11 protein-coding genes are annotated in these 15,415 nt (G+C 72.5%); all 11 read right to left on the bottom strand.

What is annotated here, in order from left to right; all coding sequences use genetic code 11:
- Positions 1 to 164 precede the first annotated feature (164 nt).
- A complete protein-coding gene (locus OO57_RS23215) occupies positions 165 to 932 on the bottom strand; it encodes an IS5/IS1182 family transposase (protein WP_033254550.1) in 768 nt (255 codons plus the stop codon).
- A 97-nt stretch (positions 933 to 1,029) separates the two neighbouring features.
- Positions 1,030 to 1,515: an SMI1/KNR4 family protein gene (locus tag OO57_RS23220; protein ID WP_158715196.1), complete on the bottom strand. Its 486-nt coding sequence runs from the start codon at positions 1,513 to 1,515 to the stop codon at positions 1,030 to 1,032.
- Positions 1,516 to 1,769: 254 nt separating this feature from the next.
- Positions 1,770 to 6,221: a WD40 repeat domain-containing protein gene (locus OO57_RS39715; protein ID WP_051778126.1), complete on the bottom strand. Its 4,452-nt coding sequence runs from the start codon at positions 6,219 to 6,221 to the stop codon at positions 1,770 to 1,772.
- Positions 6,222 to 6,237: 16 nt separating this feature from the next.
- The gene (locus OO57_RS23230; RefSeq protein ID WP_106974083.1) at positions 6,238 to 7,758 is read right to left on the bottom strand and encodes an esterase/lipase family protein; all 1,521 of its coding nucleotides are present in this window, start codon (positions 7,756 to 7,758) and stop codon (positions 6,238 to 6,240) included.
- A 329-nt stretch (positions 7,759 to 8,087) separates the two neighbouring features.
- Entirely contained in the window at positions 8,088 to 10,028 is a 1,941-nt protein-coding gene (locus OO57_RS23235; RefSeq protein WP_063737624.1) for a glycoside hydrolase family 15 protein, read from the bottom strand.
- A 35-nt stretch (positions 10,029 to 10,063) separates the two neighbouring features.
- A complete protein-coding gene (locus OO57_RS23240) occupies positions 10,064 to 10,630 on the bottom strand; it encodes a hypothetical protein (RefSeq protein ID WP_033254551.1) in 567 nt (188 codons plus the stop codon).
- A gap of 32 nt (positions 10,631 to 10,662) precedes the next feature.
- Positions 10,663 to 11,595, bottom strand: coding sequence for a hypothetical protein (locus OO57_RS23245; protein ID WP_033254552.1), 933 nt, complete (start codon positions 11,593 to 11,595; stop codon positions 10,663 to 10,665).
- Complete coding sequence (locus OO57_RS23250) at positions 11,592 to 11,882, bottom strand: hypothetical protein (protein WP_033254553.1); 291 nt, start codon at positions 11,880 to 11,882, stop codon at positions 11,592 to 11,594. Before OO57_RS23250 ends, OO57_RS23245 begins: the two co-directional genes overlap by 4 nt.
- The gene (locus OO57_RS39720; RefSeq protein WP_051778128.1) at positions 11,879 to 12,376 is read right to left on the bottom strand and encodes a helix-turn-helix transcriptional regulator; all 498 of its coding nucleotides are present in this window, start codon (positions 12,374 to 12,376) and stop codon (positions 11,879 to 11,881) included. Before OO57_RS39720 ends, OO57_RS23250 begins: the two co-directional genes overlap by 4 nt.
- A gap of 26 nt (positions 12,377 to 12,402) precedes the next feature.
- Positions 12,403 to 13,917: a Mur ligase domain-containing protein gene (locus OO57_RS23260; protein WP_033254554.1), complete on the bottom strand. Its 1,515-nt coding sequence runs from the start codon at positions 13,915 to 13,917 to the stop codon at positions 12,403 to 12,405.
- Between the two features lie 85 nt (positions 13,918 to 14,002).
- Positions 14,003 to 15,412, bottom strand: a complete 1,410-nt coding sequence (locus OO57_RS23265) for a glutamine synthetase family protein (RefSeq protein WP_158715197.1) — start codon at positions 15,410 to 15,412, stop codon at positions 14,003 to 14,005.
- Between the last annotated feature and the right edge of the window lie 3 nt (positions 15,413 to 15,415).

Below are 15,415 nucleotides of genomic sequence, written 5' to 3' on the forward strand. Positions count from 1 at the left end.
GCCGCTACGAACGCAAGGGCACCCACTTCGCGGCCTTCGCCACCATCGCCGCCACCCTCATCTGCAATCGCAGAATCACCAAATGAGATGACTTCTAAGAGCTGTCCCGTAATCGATCTTTGAGGGTCGCGGGCGAGACCGGGTCGATCGTCGATTGCGCTGGGCTACGCGGCCTGGATGAGGTTGTGCAGGCGGGCGATGCCGAGCATGGCGTGGTGGACGCCGTCGCCCTTGAGGCGGCAGTCGCGGAGGATCTTCCAGGTCTTCATCCGGGCGAAGACATGCTCGACGCGGGCGCGGACCTGCTTGTGCTCACGGTTGTGCTCGACCTGCCACTCGACCAGCTCGCCGCCGCGTGGCCTCCGGTGCGGAATGACCAGGCCGGTGCCTGGATAGCCGCCGTCGGCGATGGTCGTCGTCCGGCCGACGGCAGCCTTCGCGCCGGACTCCTCCCATGCCTTGCAGTCGTTCCGGTTGCCCGGCAGGGGCTTGCCGACCGCGACGACCAGCCGGGTGTGGGCATCGATGACGACCTGGTGGTTGGTGGAGTACCGGTAGTTCTTGGACTGCTCGGCGATCGTGTGGTCCCGGGTGGGGACCAGGGTGCCGTCCACGATCAGCACGGTGCCTCTGCGAAACCGGCTCCGTGGCTTGAGCGCGAGCATGGGCCCGACGTGGTCGATGATCCGGCCGGCCGCAGACTTGGATACCCCAAACAGCGGGGCGATCTGCCGCAGTGTCAGGTTGGTACGCCAGTATGCGGCGACCAGCAGGACCCGGTCCTCCAACGGCAGGCCCCACGGACGGCCGCGGCGCACGATGTCGGCGCCCTCGCGGCGGAGCATCGTGATCAGCTTCCGGAAGTCGCGCGGGCCCAGCCCGGTGAACGGACCTATCCATGACGGCTCCGAAGCCGTGATCGCACCAGCCACATCAAGATCATGGCACCCGGGACACGAGCGGTTCAGCTGACCGGTCGAGCAGCAGATGCCGCCGTAGCTCGGATCGCCCGGTCGGGCGGACCGGCAGTCACTTTCGGCCGCTCCAGTCGGCCGCGGACTCCCACAGGGGGTAGTCCTCGCTGCCCAGCAGTTCTTGGCCCAGGTGGTACTCGCCGATGAGTACCGCGGTGAGGAATGCTGTCGTGCCACCGGGGAAGAGGTCCCACTGCTCCAGGTCCTGGATCCAGACAACGACGGGCCACCGGTCGGGGTTGGGGTCGGCGGTGAGCCAGAAGACGTAGTTGCCCCGGTTGTCCCCGCCCCAGGGCAACAGGCCCCCCGGAGCCGGGAACATCTCGTAGGGCGGCCGATCAGAGGTCTCCGGGAACCTCGGCTCCTCATGGACCAGCTCAACCTGCTCATAGGCATCCGCCGCGTAGTCGCTGAACGCCTCGAAACCGCCCCTGTCCAGCCGCGGGATGCAGATCCCGAAGTCGAACCTGATCCTGATCTCCCCGTAGGTGTCCACCAGCCACCGGTAGTCGGCCGGGAAGAGCAGACCGTTCAGAGCCACCGCGCTCCCCTCCCACGGAACAGGGACGGGGATCGTAGACGGCGCCCCCAGAATCTCACCGAGCCGCTCCACCGCCATGCCTGCCAGCCTCTTCCTTCGTCAAGCTGCCGCGACCCGCCAGCTTCCTCAAGTGTGTCAGCAGGTCAGCCCGAACCGAACAGCAACCCGGACAGGCTGGAACGGACCACGCCGGATCCCCCTTCGCTGCCCTGCAACCAGCACGATGGAGGCGTTACGGGACAGCCCTTAGACGATCAAGCCGTGTCGGTGGGTACGGACGAGATGTCGATGACGAGGAATCCCGAGCCGGTTCCTGCAATGAGCAACCCGCCGTGCTCCGCCAGCCCATATACCTGGTCTGCCACAGGAAGCGTGTGGGCAGTTCCGGTGGCGGGGTTCCAGACCCGCACCACCCCGTCGCTGCCGCCGGTGGCCAGGCGGGGGGTGCCGTCCGGCGCGGCGAACCCTGCCATCGCGTTCAACCCGCCATCGTGGCCAGTGAGGAGCTGGCCCTCCTGCCTGCCGGTGGTGGGGTTCCAGATCCGCACCACCGTATCCCTGCCGCCGGTGACCAGGCGGGGGGTGCCGTCCGGCGCGGCGAACCCCGCCACCAACCCCACCCCGCCATCGTGGTCGGCGAGGAGCTGGCCCTCCTGCCTGCCGGTGGTGGGGTTCCAGATCCGCACCGTCTTGTCGTCGCTGCCGGTGGCCAGGCGGGGGGTGCCGTCCGGCGCGGCGAACCCCGCCGCCACGTTCACCCAGCCATCGTGGCCGATGAGAGGCTGGCCCTCCTGCCTGCCGGTGGTGGGGTTCCAGATCCGCACCGTCTTGTCCCTGCCGCTAGCGGCCAGGCGGGGGGTGCCGTCTAGCGCGGCGAACACAGCCACCGACCTCACCCAGCCATCCTCGCCGATGAGAGGCTGGTCCTCCTGGGTGGCGGTGGCGATGGCGGGATTCCAGACCCGCACCACCGTATCCCTGCCGCTGGTGACCAGGCGGGGGGTGCCGTCCGGCGCGACGAATCCCGCCACTGAGCCCACCCCGTTGATGTGGCGGGTGAGGAACTCGCCCTCCTGGGCGCCGGTGGCGAGGTTCCAAACCCCCACCGTCTTGTCGCTGCCGCCGGTGACCAGGCGGGCAGTGCCATCCGGCGCCGCGAACACCGCCAACGCCCACACCCCGGCATCGTGGCCGGCGAGGGCCTGCCCCTCCTGGGTGGCAGTGGCGGGGTTCCAGACCCGCACCACCCCGTCGCTGCCGCTGGTGACCAGGCGGGGGGTGCCGTCCGGCGCGGCGAACCCCGCCACCGACCCCACCCCGCCATCGTGGCCGGTGAGGGACATAGCTTCCTGGGCGCCGGTGGCGAGGTTCCAGACCCGCACTACCCCGTCGCTGCCGCTGGTGACCAGGCGGGCAGCGTCGTCCGACGCGACGAACACCGCCAACGCCCACACCCCGCCATCGTGGCCGGTGAGAAACCGCCCCTCCTGGGCGCCAGTGGCGGGGTTCCAGATCCGCACCATCCCGTCGCTGCCGCCGGTGACCAGGCGGGGAGTGCTATCCGGCGCGGCGAACCCCGCCACCAACCCCACCCCGCCATCGTGGCCAGTGAGGGACATACCCGAATGAGCGCCGGTGGCGGGATTCCAGACCCGCACCGTTTTGCCGCTACTGCTGGTGCCCAGGAGGGGAGTGCCGTCCGACGCGGCGAACACCGCCACCGACCCCACCCCGCTGGCGTAGCTGATGGAGTCGAGACCTTCCTGGGTGCCGGTGGCGGGGTTCCAGACCCGCACCGTCTTGTCCCTGCCGCCGGTGACCAGGCGGGGGGTGCCGTCCGGCGCGGCGAACCCCGCCACCGACCCCACCCCGCCATCGTGGCCGGTGAGGGGCATACCCTCTTGGGCACCGGTGGCGGGGTTCCAGATCCGCACCGTCTTGTCGCTGCCGCTGGTAACCAGGCGGGGGGTGCCGTCCGACGCGGCGAACACCGCCATCGACCAGACCTGTCCGGTATGGCCGGTGAGGGGCTGCCCCTCCTGGGTGCCGGTGGCAGGGTTCCAGATCCGCACCGTCTTGTCGCTGCCACCGGTGGCCAGGCGGGGGGTGCCGTCCGGCGCGGCGAACACCGCCACCGACCACACCCGCCCGGTATGGCCGGTGAGTTGAAGGTGGAGCTGCCGTTGGCGAACGGTGCCGACGGTCAGGGCGTGTGGCCATCCCCGGGAATTCTGGGTTCGGGTTTCGGAAGGTGGCGGGGTGCCTTGGATGTACGTGGTTCCGAGGCGTCGCCACCACCGGCGCCAGCCGAGGGTGTCGTCGGAGTCGCTCTCGTCGACGGTCTGGTTCCGGAAGAGAACGGTTCCGGCGATGGACGGTGGAAGAGCATTGGGGGGTAGGCCGTGGTGAAGTGCGTGGGTGGTGATGCTGGTGAGGTCGAGGGTGTCGAGTACATCGGGGTGGTCGGCGAGCATCTTTAGGGCACCTGCGGTGTGGCCGAGACGTGCGTGGGCCGCGAGGTGGTGGCGGATGTAGGAGTTGACGTGCTCAAGCCGTGGAGGGCTGTCGCTGTTCGCACTCCAGATTGCGAGAGTGTGGTGGGCGTGCCGGGTAAGGGCGGCGGTGATAGCGGCGTGTGCGGTAGAGCTTCCGCGGACGGTGAAGCTCTCAGTGAAGGTACGGTGAGCCAGGCGGTAGACGCTCTGGCCGTGCTCTTGGTCGAGGACGAGGTAGGGGGCGGCGTCACGGATCAGGCCGGGGATGCTGCCACCAGTGCTGCGCTCACCGCTGGGGGCAAGGGCATCGGCTGTGCAGGTCCAGATTCCGTCCTGGTCGGGCAGACCTCGGCCCTGGGCAAGGCCGAGGGCCCACAGGAGGGGGGTGTAGTGGGGGTTGGTGCGGTGGAGGCGTTCCAGGGCGTGGGTGAAGAGTTGGCGGTGGGTACGGCCGATGAGGGGTGCGGGGTCGGCCAGGAGTGCGGGGTCGTTGAGGAGTTCGTGGGCGGCGAGGCGGGCGTAGAGGAACTGCTGGGGTTCGGCGCCGGCATGCTGGTGGTCGGTGACGAGGCGGTGCACGGCGGTGGCGATGAGGGCGTCGTCCGCGGCGAGGGCGCCGTTTCGTTTGGCGGCATGGAGTTTGGCACGCAGGTATCCGGCAAGGGCCTCCGGGTCCTGTGTCACCTGGACGATTTGCAGGTCGGGCGGTTGGTGTCCGTCGGCGCCTGTGGGCCGGGGCCGGAGGGCGTCGAGGATGTCGGTGTCGTCGGGGGCGGGTTGGTCGGGGCCCTCATGGGTGGAGCGTCGGGTGCCGATGATCAGGCGGACAGTGGGCAGGGCCGCGAGGCGGCGCAGGATCTGGTCGGCGATGACGAGGGGCTGTTCGGCTTCGTCGAGGGCGTCAAACAGCAGGGTCAGCGGTTCCTGACGGCCGTGGAGTTCGACAAGGAGGCGGCTGGTGAGATTGGCGGGGAGCTGTCCGGCGGCTGCCTGTTGAGCGAGGTCGGGGAGGCCAGCAGCTTCGGCGATGAGTTGGAGGGTGCGGGCGGGGGTAAGGCCGGCGAGGTGGGCGGTGAGGTGGAAGGGGCCGTCGGGGCATGGAATTCCGGCGGGCAGGGGCTGCAGGTGGCCGTGGCGGATCAGGATGTCGCGCAGGCGGGTGTTCGTGTGGAGCAGGATGTGGCCGAGGAGGGCCGATTTGCCCGCGCCGGCGGGGCCGGTGACGACCAGGGCGCCGCTGGTGACGGTGGTGAGCCAGTGCAGGATCTGGTCGCGTTGGAGTGTGCGGCCGCGGAAGTACCAGGCGAGTTCGCCGAGTTCGGCGCCGGATGCCTTGGGGAGGAAGTGGCGCTGCTCGTCGGTGGGGAGCTGGTCGATGACGGCCTGGAGTTCGGCGAGCTGGTCCAGGGGCGCGGTCACGGAGGCGGCGACGTCAGGGGTGAGGCGGACGAGTCGGTCGCGGCGGTCGTCGGTGGTGTCGGCTCGGTGGCCGGCGAGTTCTTGGTGAAGCTGGTTGCCGAGTTCGGCGAGGCTGATGGCGGGCCGTCCGCGGTAGGTGACGGTCAGGGCCCGTTCCAGGGCGTGGGTGAAGGTCCCGAGGTCCGCATGCCCCTTGGCAGCCGTGGACAGCAGCAGGTAGCGCTCGGCATCGCCGTACTTGTTGATGAGTTCGCTGTGAACGATCTGGGCGAAGCGGCGGGAGAAGCAGGCGTCGAGGACGACGATTGCCCAGCTGTCCTCGGCGTCGGGGTGGAGTTGGCGGCTGCCGATCGCGCGGGCGATCTCGTGCGGGGTGATGCCGTCGTCGATGGGTGCGGGGGTGCGGTGGTGGGCGAGGTTCTCGGCACTCCCGTGGCCGACCCAGTAGAGGACCGTGTTGCCGTATCCGCCATCGGGCCGCTTCCAGGTGCCGAGGCGGTCCTCTACTGCCTGCCGGTCGCGTCGATGCCCGGGGACGGTCCACCGGTTGACGTGGAGGCCGTAGGGGGCGAGCAGGTGCGCAATCTTCCGGACGTGCTCGTCGGTCTCCAGGTCGGGCAGGAGATCGTGCTGGTAGGCGGTGAAGTTCACCGGGAACAGCTCGACCGTGCCCCCCGTGGTCGAGAACCCTTCGAGCAGGTCGCCGCCCGAGGGCGGCCCGGCCGCCCCCGGGCCGGTACCGGCGGGTTCCGGCTGCTGGGCAGGGATGTGCGGTGTTCCGGGTGTGGTCATCGAAGGGCTGCCGGGTTCAGGCGTCGGGCGGGATGACGAGGACGAGTTGGGAGATCGGCACGTGGCTGCCGGTGTCCAGGACCACCCGGTACAGGTCGGGTGCTTCGGCGGTGAACTGGGCGGTGAGGGCTCCGTCCGTGCGGTCGGGGTCGCGGCGCAGGGTGAGGGGGTGTCCTGGGCGGCCGGTGGTGGCGCTGGTGACGCTCAGCGTCACGCCCGCCGGGCTGTCGAGGCCGGTGGCGTGGAGGGTGAGCGATTCGCCGAACGTCCCGCCGAGTCGGGGGACTTCGAGGCCCGGGCCCTTGCTGTCGCCGGCCAGACGGGGACCGGGGCGGCGTTCCAGGGCGATGTTGACCACCTGCCGCAGGACATCGTTGTGGCACGTCAGCGTCCCGTGCTGACCGAAGACGTAGGTGATCGCCCCGGTGCCCACCTGGGCGGAGGGCAGGTGGACGGTGCCGTCGCCCCACGTGTCACGGCGGAGGGGGATGCCGGTGGCCGGGTCGCGGGCGACTTCGCCATCATCGTCGACGTCGAAGGCGTAGTAGCGGCCCGCGACGAGCGAGAAGTCGGCGCGCTGCTCCTGCAGGGTCTGCACGGTCGCCTGTGCCTCGCCGACGATCGCCCGGTGCCCCGGCATCACGAACTGGCGCTCCCAGCGGCGGGTGTGCGCGTCGAGGGAGCGCGCGGCCAGGTAGGTATCGCCGCCGAACCGGGCGACGTCGGCGGGGGTGAGGCGGTCGGCTTCCAGGCCGCGGTCCAGGCACCGGTAGCCGGGCAGCAGGTCGTGGACGCCCGGCAGCGTCGCCGCCATCGCCTGCACCCGCTCCTGGAGCCACTTCGGCCTGGCCTCGGCGTGCAGGAGGTTGAGCGTGAGGACGGCACTGGCCGAGCCGAGGAACGGCGTCCCGACCGTGACCACCGTCCGGGTGTCGGCGGCGAGTTCGGGGTCCTGCTCCAGCGCGGCCTGCACGACCAGCCCGCCCATCGAGTGGGCGACGAACAGCAGCCTCGGCCGCCGGCCGCCCGGCCCGGACAGCGCTACTGCCCGCTCGCGCCACTTGGACAGGTGCGCGCGGGCGTAGGAGGCCAGCGACGCCCCGTTGTAGTCGACCGACAGCCGCCAGTCGTACGGGAACGTCTCCACCGCGTCCTTCGCCGGGGTGACCCTCCGCAGGGCTTTGACGAGGTCGGTGTAGGGCTCGAGACCTTCGAGGACGGGCAGCCACCACGGCTTGGACACCAGCGCGGTTGCCCGGATCCGGGTCAGCGGCGTCCGCCGGAAGGTCTCGGCGCCGGCGGCCTGCTCCGACTCGTCCGCGTGCAGGCTGCGCAGGAGCCCGTACCCGGCTCTCGGGTTGGTGAGCATCGCCCGGTCGACCCCCCACAGCGGGCGGCCCGTCTCGGCGTCGTTCAGAACGCTGCCCATGATGCCGGGCACCACGATGCAGGCGTCCCACGTCCGGTCGTCCAGCACCGGCGGCACCCCCGTGAACGGCGCCGCGTGCCCGAACCCGTCCTCCCCTACAGTCCTCATGCCACCCGACGATAGGGGAACGTACCTTCCGCTCACGCGGACTTCACCGAGAAAACCGCGGCCTGCGGGCCGACTACGCGCCCGGTGGCGGCGTCCTCCCCGGCCTGCGGACCGGACCACGGGGCGGCCCTGGTCGAAGTGCAGCAGCGCGGCACGGCGGTGGACCTCGGCGGCCAAGCCCGCGTCCGCGCGGTCGGCGGCGCGGCGGGCGAGGACCGCGATCTCCTCCACCCGCTCCTCCAGCGGCGGCGCCACCCTCGGAACAGCTTCAGGGGTCAGGGGGAAACGGGCGAGCGCGGCACCGAGGGCGCCGACGGGCAGGGGCGCGGTCACCGGCTCACCTGCCCAGCCAGCTCCACCGTCCGGGCCGGGACGCCTGCCCCAGCCACCGCGGAGGCGACGTCGGCCGCCTGCTCGGGGACGAACGCCCAGAGGGTGGGGCTGTGGCCGAAACGGACGGCAGCGTCAGCCAGCGCCCACATGCTGAACGCCTGCGGGTAGTTGCCCAGATGGCGGCGGGCGCGGGGGTCGTACTCCTCGGCGAGCAGCCCCAAGTCGCTGCGCAGCGCCAGGAGGCGTTCGAACAGGGCGAGGGCCTCGTCCTCTCGGCCGACGCTCTCCAGTGCCTCGGCGAGCCAGAACGAGCAGGCGAGGAACGCCCCTTCGTGCCCGGAGAGTCCGTCGACGTTCGCGTCGGCGTGCTGCTCGGTGGCGTAGCGCAGCACCAGGCCGTCCTCGGTAAGGTCGCGCTGGACGGCCTCGACGGTGGCGATGACGCGCTTGTCGTCCGGCGGGAGGAAGCCGACCAGCGGGATCAGCAGCAGGGAGGCGTCCAGGGTCCGGCCGCCGTAGTACTGGGTGAACACCCCCCGTTCGGTGTCGAGGCCGCGCTCGCACACGTCCGCGTGGATCTGCTCGCGCAGCTCGGCGAGGCGGAGCAGGAGGGCGGGGTCGGCATCGGGGCGGCGCTCCAGCAGGCACACGGTGCGGTCGACAGCCACCCAGCACATGACCTTGGAGTGGGTGAAGTGCCGGGCGGGGCCGCGGATCTCCCAGATCCCCTCGTCCTCCTGACGCCAGCGATCCTCCACCTGCCGCACCAGCGCCAGCAGCAGTTCGTCGACCCGGGGGTCGGCCGGCAGCCCGGCCTCCTCGGCCAGCAGCAGGGTGTCGACGAGCTCGCCGTACACGTCGAGCTGGAGCTGCCGGGCGGCGCCGTTGCCCAGGCGCACCGGCCGGGATTCCTCGTAGCCGGGCAGGTGGTCCAGCACCCGCTCGGTGAGGTCGGTGCCACCGTTGAGGCGGTAGATCGGCCGCAGGTGCTCGGGGTCGAGGTGCTTCAGGAGCCAGTCGCGCCAGCGCCCGGCTTCCTCGGCCTTGCCCACGCGCAGCAGGGAGGCGACGGTCAGCGCGCTGTCGCGCACCCAGACGTACAGGTAGCACCAGTTGCGTTCGCCGCCGAGCCACTCGGGCAGGGAGGTCGTCGGCGCGGCGACGATCCCGCCGTCGGGGTGGCACATCGCCGCCAGGGTGAGGGCGGAGCGCACCACCGCCTCCCGGTAAGGGCCGCGGTAGGTGCACCCATGCGCCCACGCCTCCCAGTGCTGCACGGTCGCGGCCAGCTCGGCGTAGGCGTCCGGCCGCTCGGGGGCAGCGGCGAGGGCGCCGCGCAGGGTGGGGCCCCAGGTGAGGGTGAACGTGGCGCTCTCACCGGCGGTGAGGGTGATGGTGGCGCGGCACACCCGGTCGCGGTTGACCGTGTGGTCGCGGTCGCTGTGCAGCCAGTAGGTGTCGGCCCCGGCGACCGCCTCCAGCCACGGGGCGCCGGAGCTGGCCCGCTGGATGACCGGCGCGGTGGCCCCGTAGTCGGCTCTGGGCCGGTAGACGGAGGCGGCGTGCACCACGCCGCTCACGCACTCCACGATCCGCACGATGCGCCGCGCGACCATGCCAAGCCGGTCGGGGGCGGGCATGAAGTCGGTGACGGCGAGGGTGCCGGTGCCGGTGTCGTACTCGCTGCGCAGGACCAGGGTGTCGCCCACGTACTGGCGGCGGTCGGCGACCGGCGGCGGCCCGTCCGGGACGGCCGGCCCGACGCGCCAGTAGCCATGTTCGGGCGTCCCGAGCAGGGAGGTGAAGACCGACGGGGAGTCGAAGTCCGGCAGGCACGCCCAGGTGATGGTCCCGTCGGGGAGGACCAGGGCGGCCGAGCCGGTGTTGCTGAGGAGCGCGTGGTCCTCGATCCGGTACCGAGGCTGGGTGCGGAGCATGGAAGTCCTTGCATGGGCGGGTGGGTGATGGATGGTCAGTGCCTGGCTGCGGCGGCGGTTTCGAGTTCGGCGAGGGCAGCGGAGACGGTGTCCGCGAGGGTGTCGGCGACGGGCAGCCACGGCACGGCGTGGAGCAGCAGCGCCCGGTGGGCCCGCTGGACCGGGTCGGCGGGGTCGCAGCCGACGACCACCGCCCCGCCCCGCCCGGTGAACAGGCGGGCCTCGTAGCAGTTCCGTACGTGGTGGTGGCCGATCGGGTTCCAGAACAGGACGACGCTGGTGCGGTGGATGTTGCGGTCCTGCCAGCCGAGCGGGGTCCACGCCGCGTAGGGGTCGGCGGCGGGGTTACGGGACGGGCGGGGGCTGAGGACGGTGCCCTCGAAGCCGGCGTCGGCCAAGAGGCGGACAGCCTGCGACTGCCAGTCGGGGCAGTCGACGGTCCCAGCCAGGTACACCGAGGGCAGGCCGTCCGGTTCGAACTGCTCCGGCGCCTCGATGTAGCGCAGGCCGCGCCGGGCCGTGGCGGGCCCGGCCGACAGCCCGGGCGCGGCCGACGCGAGGCCAGCTCCGGCGAGCGGCGGGTTCAGGTGATGGGGTGTCATCTCTTCTTCGCGGGCGAGAGGTATGCGGAGGGTCAGTGCAGCGCGTCGACGAGGCCCGTCAGCCGACGGGTGGTCCGATTCGGCTTGAGGTAGGCGTCGCGGAGCGGGACGGCGTCCTCGGGGATGGCGCGGATCGCCAGCCCGATCGCGACCGCCTGCACAGGGGTGCGGGCGCCCAGGGCCTTGAGCGCCGCGTCCCGCCGGTCGTTCGCCACGTTGCGGGTGAGACTGAGGCGACGCGCTGCCTCGGCCTGCGGACGGTCGATGCCCGCAATCAGGACATCGAGATCGTCGGGTCGGGGATCCCTGGGGAGTGCCACGGCCGCTCGCACGGCGATGGCCGGGTCCAGGTAGCCGTCCAGTACGTCGTGGCACACCAGGTGCGCCGGCCTGCGGCAGCCGCGGCTAGCCGCAACGGAGTAGAGGGCTGCAGAGACGGCGCCCGGGGCGTAGAAGGACCGTTGCGCGATCTCCTCCATCGTCCGGCCCGCCACGGCCAGGACGAGCATCGCCTGCGTGAGCGGCGATGTCGGCACGGGGTGCTGGGGCGCACCGATCACCCGGCCGCAGACACTGGTCAGCAGCCCCGGCACGGGGACGACGACCTCGGCCGCCTCCTCGGGTAGGACCACCGTCACTGCACCCCACCCCCGCGAAGCCTGCTCCGGCCGCTCGTCCTCCTCCAGCTCCTCGGTCCACAACTGCTGCAGTCCGCGCCGCTTGTACTCCGCCCGCACCGCCCGGGACTGCTCCGCCCCGTGCAGCAGCACGGGAAGGCCGGCCTTGCGGGCGTGCGTCAGGAGCCGGACCAGCGGCGGCAGCCAGACGCGCGAGGCGTGCGGGGCAGCGCTGAGCAGCGCACCGGCGCTGACGACCACGCCCGGGTGCGAGCGCAGCAGGTGCCGGAACAGCTCGTCGGACTCGTAGGGTGCGACTTGGACCTTTTCGGCGAAGACCTCTCTCATCGGTGCCACCAGCTGGTGGTGGTGCGGGTGCGGCCCTGACCCGGACGGCCGCCATGGGTTTCGTGCTGGTGGTGCGGGGTGGTGAGGGCTTGCGACGTGGCACGGCGGGAGAGCCCGTCGGCGGTCGCCGCCGCGGTCAGGGCACCGGCCGCGAACAGGCCCAGCCAGGTCGGCTGCGCCCGGTCGCGGTGCTCGACGAGGAACATCCCGGCGCTGCCGGTGCCCGTGCCGAGGAGGAAGCAGACGATCGCCGTCACGGCACGGCTGGTGAAGCGGGGCGCTTTCACGCGGCACGCGCCCTGTCGGCGGCGGGCAGCGGCTCGTCGGGCCAGCCCGGGATGACCGCGGACAGTCGCACCACGCCGTTCAGCACGGCCGCGGCGGCGAGCTGGGTGCGGCCGGCGGCACCGAGCTGCTGGGCGATCGTCTTGACGTAGGTGCGCAGGGTGGCCGGGGCGACGCCCAGCTCCTGGCTGATCTCCAGGTCGTCCGCCCCGGCGACGAGCGCGTCGAGGACCTGCCGGTACCGAGGGGTCAGGTGCGGGCGTCCGGCGGGCGCGGTGTACGACTGGCCGGCGGCGATCCCGCAGGCCGCCGCCCAGGCCGCCAGGTGGACGGTGTTCCTCGTGCCGGTGGCAGCGTGCAGGCCGGCGATGGCGGCGTCGACGTTGTCGATGCCGAGCTGGGAGCGAAGAGTGCTGCGGGTGGTGCCGACGACGACGTGCCTCACCAGGGCGGCCTGGTCGGCGTCGAGGTCGTGGGCGGGCTGTTTGATGGACACGAGAGGCTCCTTGCCGAGTGGGGGTGTCAGGCGGTGGTGTCGAGGCGGGTGAGCAGGCGCTCGGCCAGGGCGGGTGCCTGGTGGGTGCCGACGACCAGGACCACGTCGCCGTCCTTCGCGTGGCCGGTGACGATCTCCTCGGCGCTCTGCTCGCACGGACCGGTGCGGACGGTGTGCACCCGCTCGGCGGGCAGGCCCTTGCGGGCCGCCGCCGCCACCGCCTCCAGCGGGTCCTCGACGTCGAGCACCGGCATCCCCGCGGCCACCGGCAGCAGCACGGCGCGGTGGCCGCGGTCCAGCGCCGCGCCGAGGGAGTCCGCCTGGGCGCGGGTGCGGACGTAGCCGTCCGGCTCCAGCACCGTGATCACGCTGCCTTGGCCAGCGAGTTCGCCTGCGGCCTGCAGGTCGCGGGCGACCTCGGTGACGTGGCGGGCCCGGGAGCGCACGACGCTGACGCCGCCCCGGGTGCCGAGGTGCTGCATCGACCCCTCGACGCCACCGAAGCGGGCCAGGCGCTGGGCGAGGGCGTCGGGGTCCTCGCCCAGGACGAGGGCGGTGGCCGCTGCGCAGACGACCGTCACCGCGTGGTGCAGCCCGGTCGCGGGCACCACCGACCGGAACCTGCTGTTCCCGTGGCGCAGTTCGGCCCAGTAGGTGCCGCTGGTGGTCTTCTCCAGGTCGCTGATCCGCACGCCGCAGCGGGAGGACGGGCCGACGGTGACCACCTGCGGGCCCGGCCGGTCGGCCAGCCGCTCGCGCAGGAACACCAGCGGCTTGTTCCACCACGACAGGTCCGGGACGAGGAGGGTGCGCGCGGTGCGGGCCTGGTGCTCGGCCATGGCCAGCGCCGCGGGCAAGTCCTCGTGGTGCGGGGAGTTCGGGTCGACGGCGGTGATCAGCATCGCGGCGGGCGCCAGGGTAGGGCGGGAGACGGCCCCGGGGGACAGCCGCACCGGGGCGGTGGGGGACGTCTCGTGGGTGCCGGTGTCGGGCGAGAGGTCGGTGACCAGGCGCGCGGCGCCGTGGTGCCCGGCCGGTGTGCCGAGGGCGGGGGTGTTGAGGATCCAGCCGGTGCGGCCGTCGTCGAGGAGGTGGGCGAGGGCGGCAGCGGCCGTCGCGGTGCTGTGGCTGCCCCACACCGCCGCCAGCGTGCCGCCGCCGAACCCGGCACCGGCCAGCGCGAGAGCGTGGGTGCGGGCGAGCACCGGAACCCGCCGCGAGACGGCCGCGTCCAGCTCGGGGTGCGGGCCGACAACGGCTCGCGACCACACCACCGACCCCAACCCCCCGACCTGCTCCGGCACCAGACGCTCCACCACGCTCACCCCGGCCTTCCGGAGCCGGTCGGCGACATGCCCGCACACCTGGTCAGGGCGGGCGCTGCCGCTGACCCGGGCGCCGCGCGCGGCTAGGTGCATGGCCAGGCCCTCCATACCCGGGTCGATGACGCCGACCAGGTGCACCGCCGACAGGGCGGTGGGAAGGTCGGCGGGGTCGGGCTCCGCACCAGTGGCGGTGGTCAGGGTGGGGGCGGTGGCCATGCTGCTCTCCAACGTGCTGAACAGGGGGAAGTGGTGTGGTCCGGCCCGGCCGGGCCGCCGGGGAGGTGCGCGGCCGGGCCGGGGCTCAGGACTGGGCGAAGCCGCGGGCGACCTCGGCGGCGCTCACCAGCGGCGCGTGGTGGTCCAGTTCGAAGCGGGACAGGGAGGCCAGGTGTTCGACCAGGTGCACGCCGAACAGCTCGGCCACCGTCCGGTCCGTCTCGAACTCCTTGACCGCCGAGGCGAGGTCGTGCGGCAGCGGCCACGCCTTCGCCTCCTGGTAGGAGTCGCCGCGGGCTCGCTCGGGCGGCACCAGGCCGCCCTCGATGCCGTGCCGGACACCGGCGAGGGCGGCGGCCACCGCGAGGTAGGGGTTGGCGTCCGCGCCCGGCACCCGCACCTCCAGGTGCCGGCCGCTGCCGTGCCCGACCACCCGCACCGCGCAGGAGCGGTTGTCCCACCCCCACGTCGCCCTCCTCGGCGCGAAGCCGTGGTCGCGGGCCAGGCGCCGGTAGGAGTTGACGGTCGGCGCCCACAGCGGGCCGGTCACCGGCAGGACGTCCAGCAGCCCGGCCACCGCCTGCCGCCCCGTCTCGGACAGCAGCTCGCCCTCGCCGTCGGGGGCGAACACCGCGCCGTCGCTACCGTCGTCGTGCATCCGGTGCAGCGACAGGTGCAGGTGCAGGCCCGAGCCGGTCCCAGTGAACGGGGCCGCCATGAACAGCGCGGACATCCCGTGCCGCTCGGCCACCACCCGGGCGGCGTGTTTGAACAGCAGGTGCTGCTCGCACGCCTGCGCCACCGGCCCGTAGGGGAAGGTGACCTCCACCTGCCCCGGCGCGCCCTCCAGCTTCAACGCCTCCACCGGCATGCCCGCCTCCGCGAGCACCCGCCGCAGTTCGCCGAGGACGGCGACGACGTTCCCCCGCAGGTCGAGCGCGTAGTCGAGGTTGCCGACCGTCGCCGGGCGCGGGCGCCAGCCGGAGCGCTCCGCGTCCCGCTCGCTGCCCTCGACCAGGACGAACTCCGTCTCCAGCCCGACCATCGGCACCAGGCCCGCACCGGCGAGCCGGGTCACCTGCTCCTCCAGCACCGTCACCGGGGACAGCGCGTGCGGCCGGTCCCCGGCCTGCATCGGCCGCGCCCACACCAGCGCCGTGCCCGGCAGCCACGGCAGCACCCGCGCCCGGCCCAGCTCCCAGGCCAGGTCCACGTCGCCGAACCCCGACGCCCACGACCACACGCCGCCGTCGGCGGGCGTCATGCCCAGGTCAGTGCCCAGCAGGTAACCGCACACCTCACTAGAGACGATCCCCCGCACCAGGCGCTCGCGCAGAACGCCGGCGTCAAACACCTTGCCCTTCAACCGGCCCTGGGCATCGACCAGCGCAACCATCACCGCCTCGACCAGGCCGCCGTCGATCAGCTCCACCAGCCGGGCCTCCGGCCCCTTCGGCGCGGCAACAGGGGTCGTGGAGGAGGAAGAGGTCCGCATCGC

The sequence above is a fragment of the Kitasatospora phosalacinea genome (genome assembly GCF_000717185.1).
Taxonomy (GTDB): Bacteria; Actinomycetota; Actinomycetes; order Streptomycetales; family Streptomycetaceae; genus Kitasatospora; species Kitasatospora phosalacinea_A.

Bases quoted from the DNA above. Each gene is read 5' to 3' on its own strand.
- OO57_RS39715 (WP_051778126.1), bottom strand. From the start codon at position 6,221: ATGACCACACCCGGAACACCGCACATCCCTGCCCAGCAGCCGGAACCC.
- OO57_RS23230 (WP_106974083.1), bottom strand. From the start codon at position 7,758: ATGAGGACTGTAGGGGAGGACGGGTTCGGGCACGCGGCGCCGTTCACG.
- OO57_RS23235 (WP_063737624.1), bottom strand. From the start codon at position 10,028: ATGCTCCGCACCCAGCCTCGGTACCGGATCGAGGACCACGCGCTCCTC.
- OO57_RS23240 (WP_033254551.1), bottom strand. From the start codon at position 10,630: ATGACACCCCATCACCTGAACCCGCCGCTCGCCGGAGCTGGCCTCGCG.
- OO57_RS23245 (WP_033254552.1), bottom strand. From the start codon at position 11,595: ATGAGAGAGGTCTTCGCCGAAAAGGTCCAAGTCGCACCCTACGAGTCC.
- OO57_RS23260 (WP_033254554.1), bottom strand. From the start codon at position 13,917: ATGGCCACCGCCCCCACCCTGACCACCGCCACTGGTGCGGAGCCCGAC.
- OO57_RS23265 (WP_158715197.1), bottom strand. From the start codon at position 15,412: ATGCGGACCTCTTCCTCCTCCACGACCCCTGTTGCCGCGCCGAAGGGG.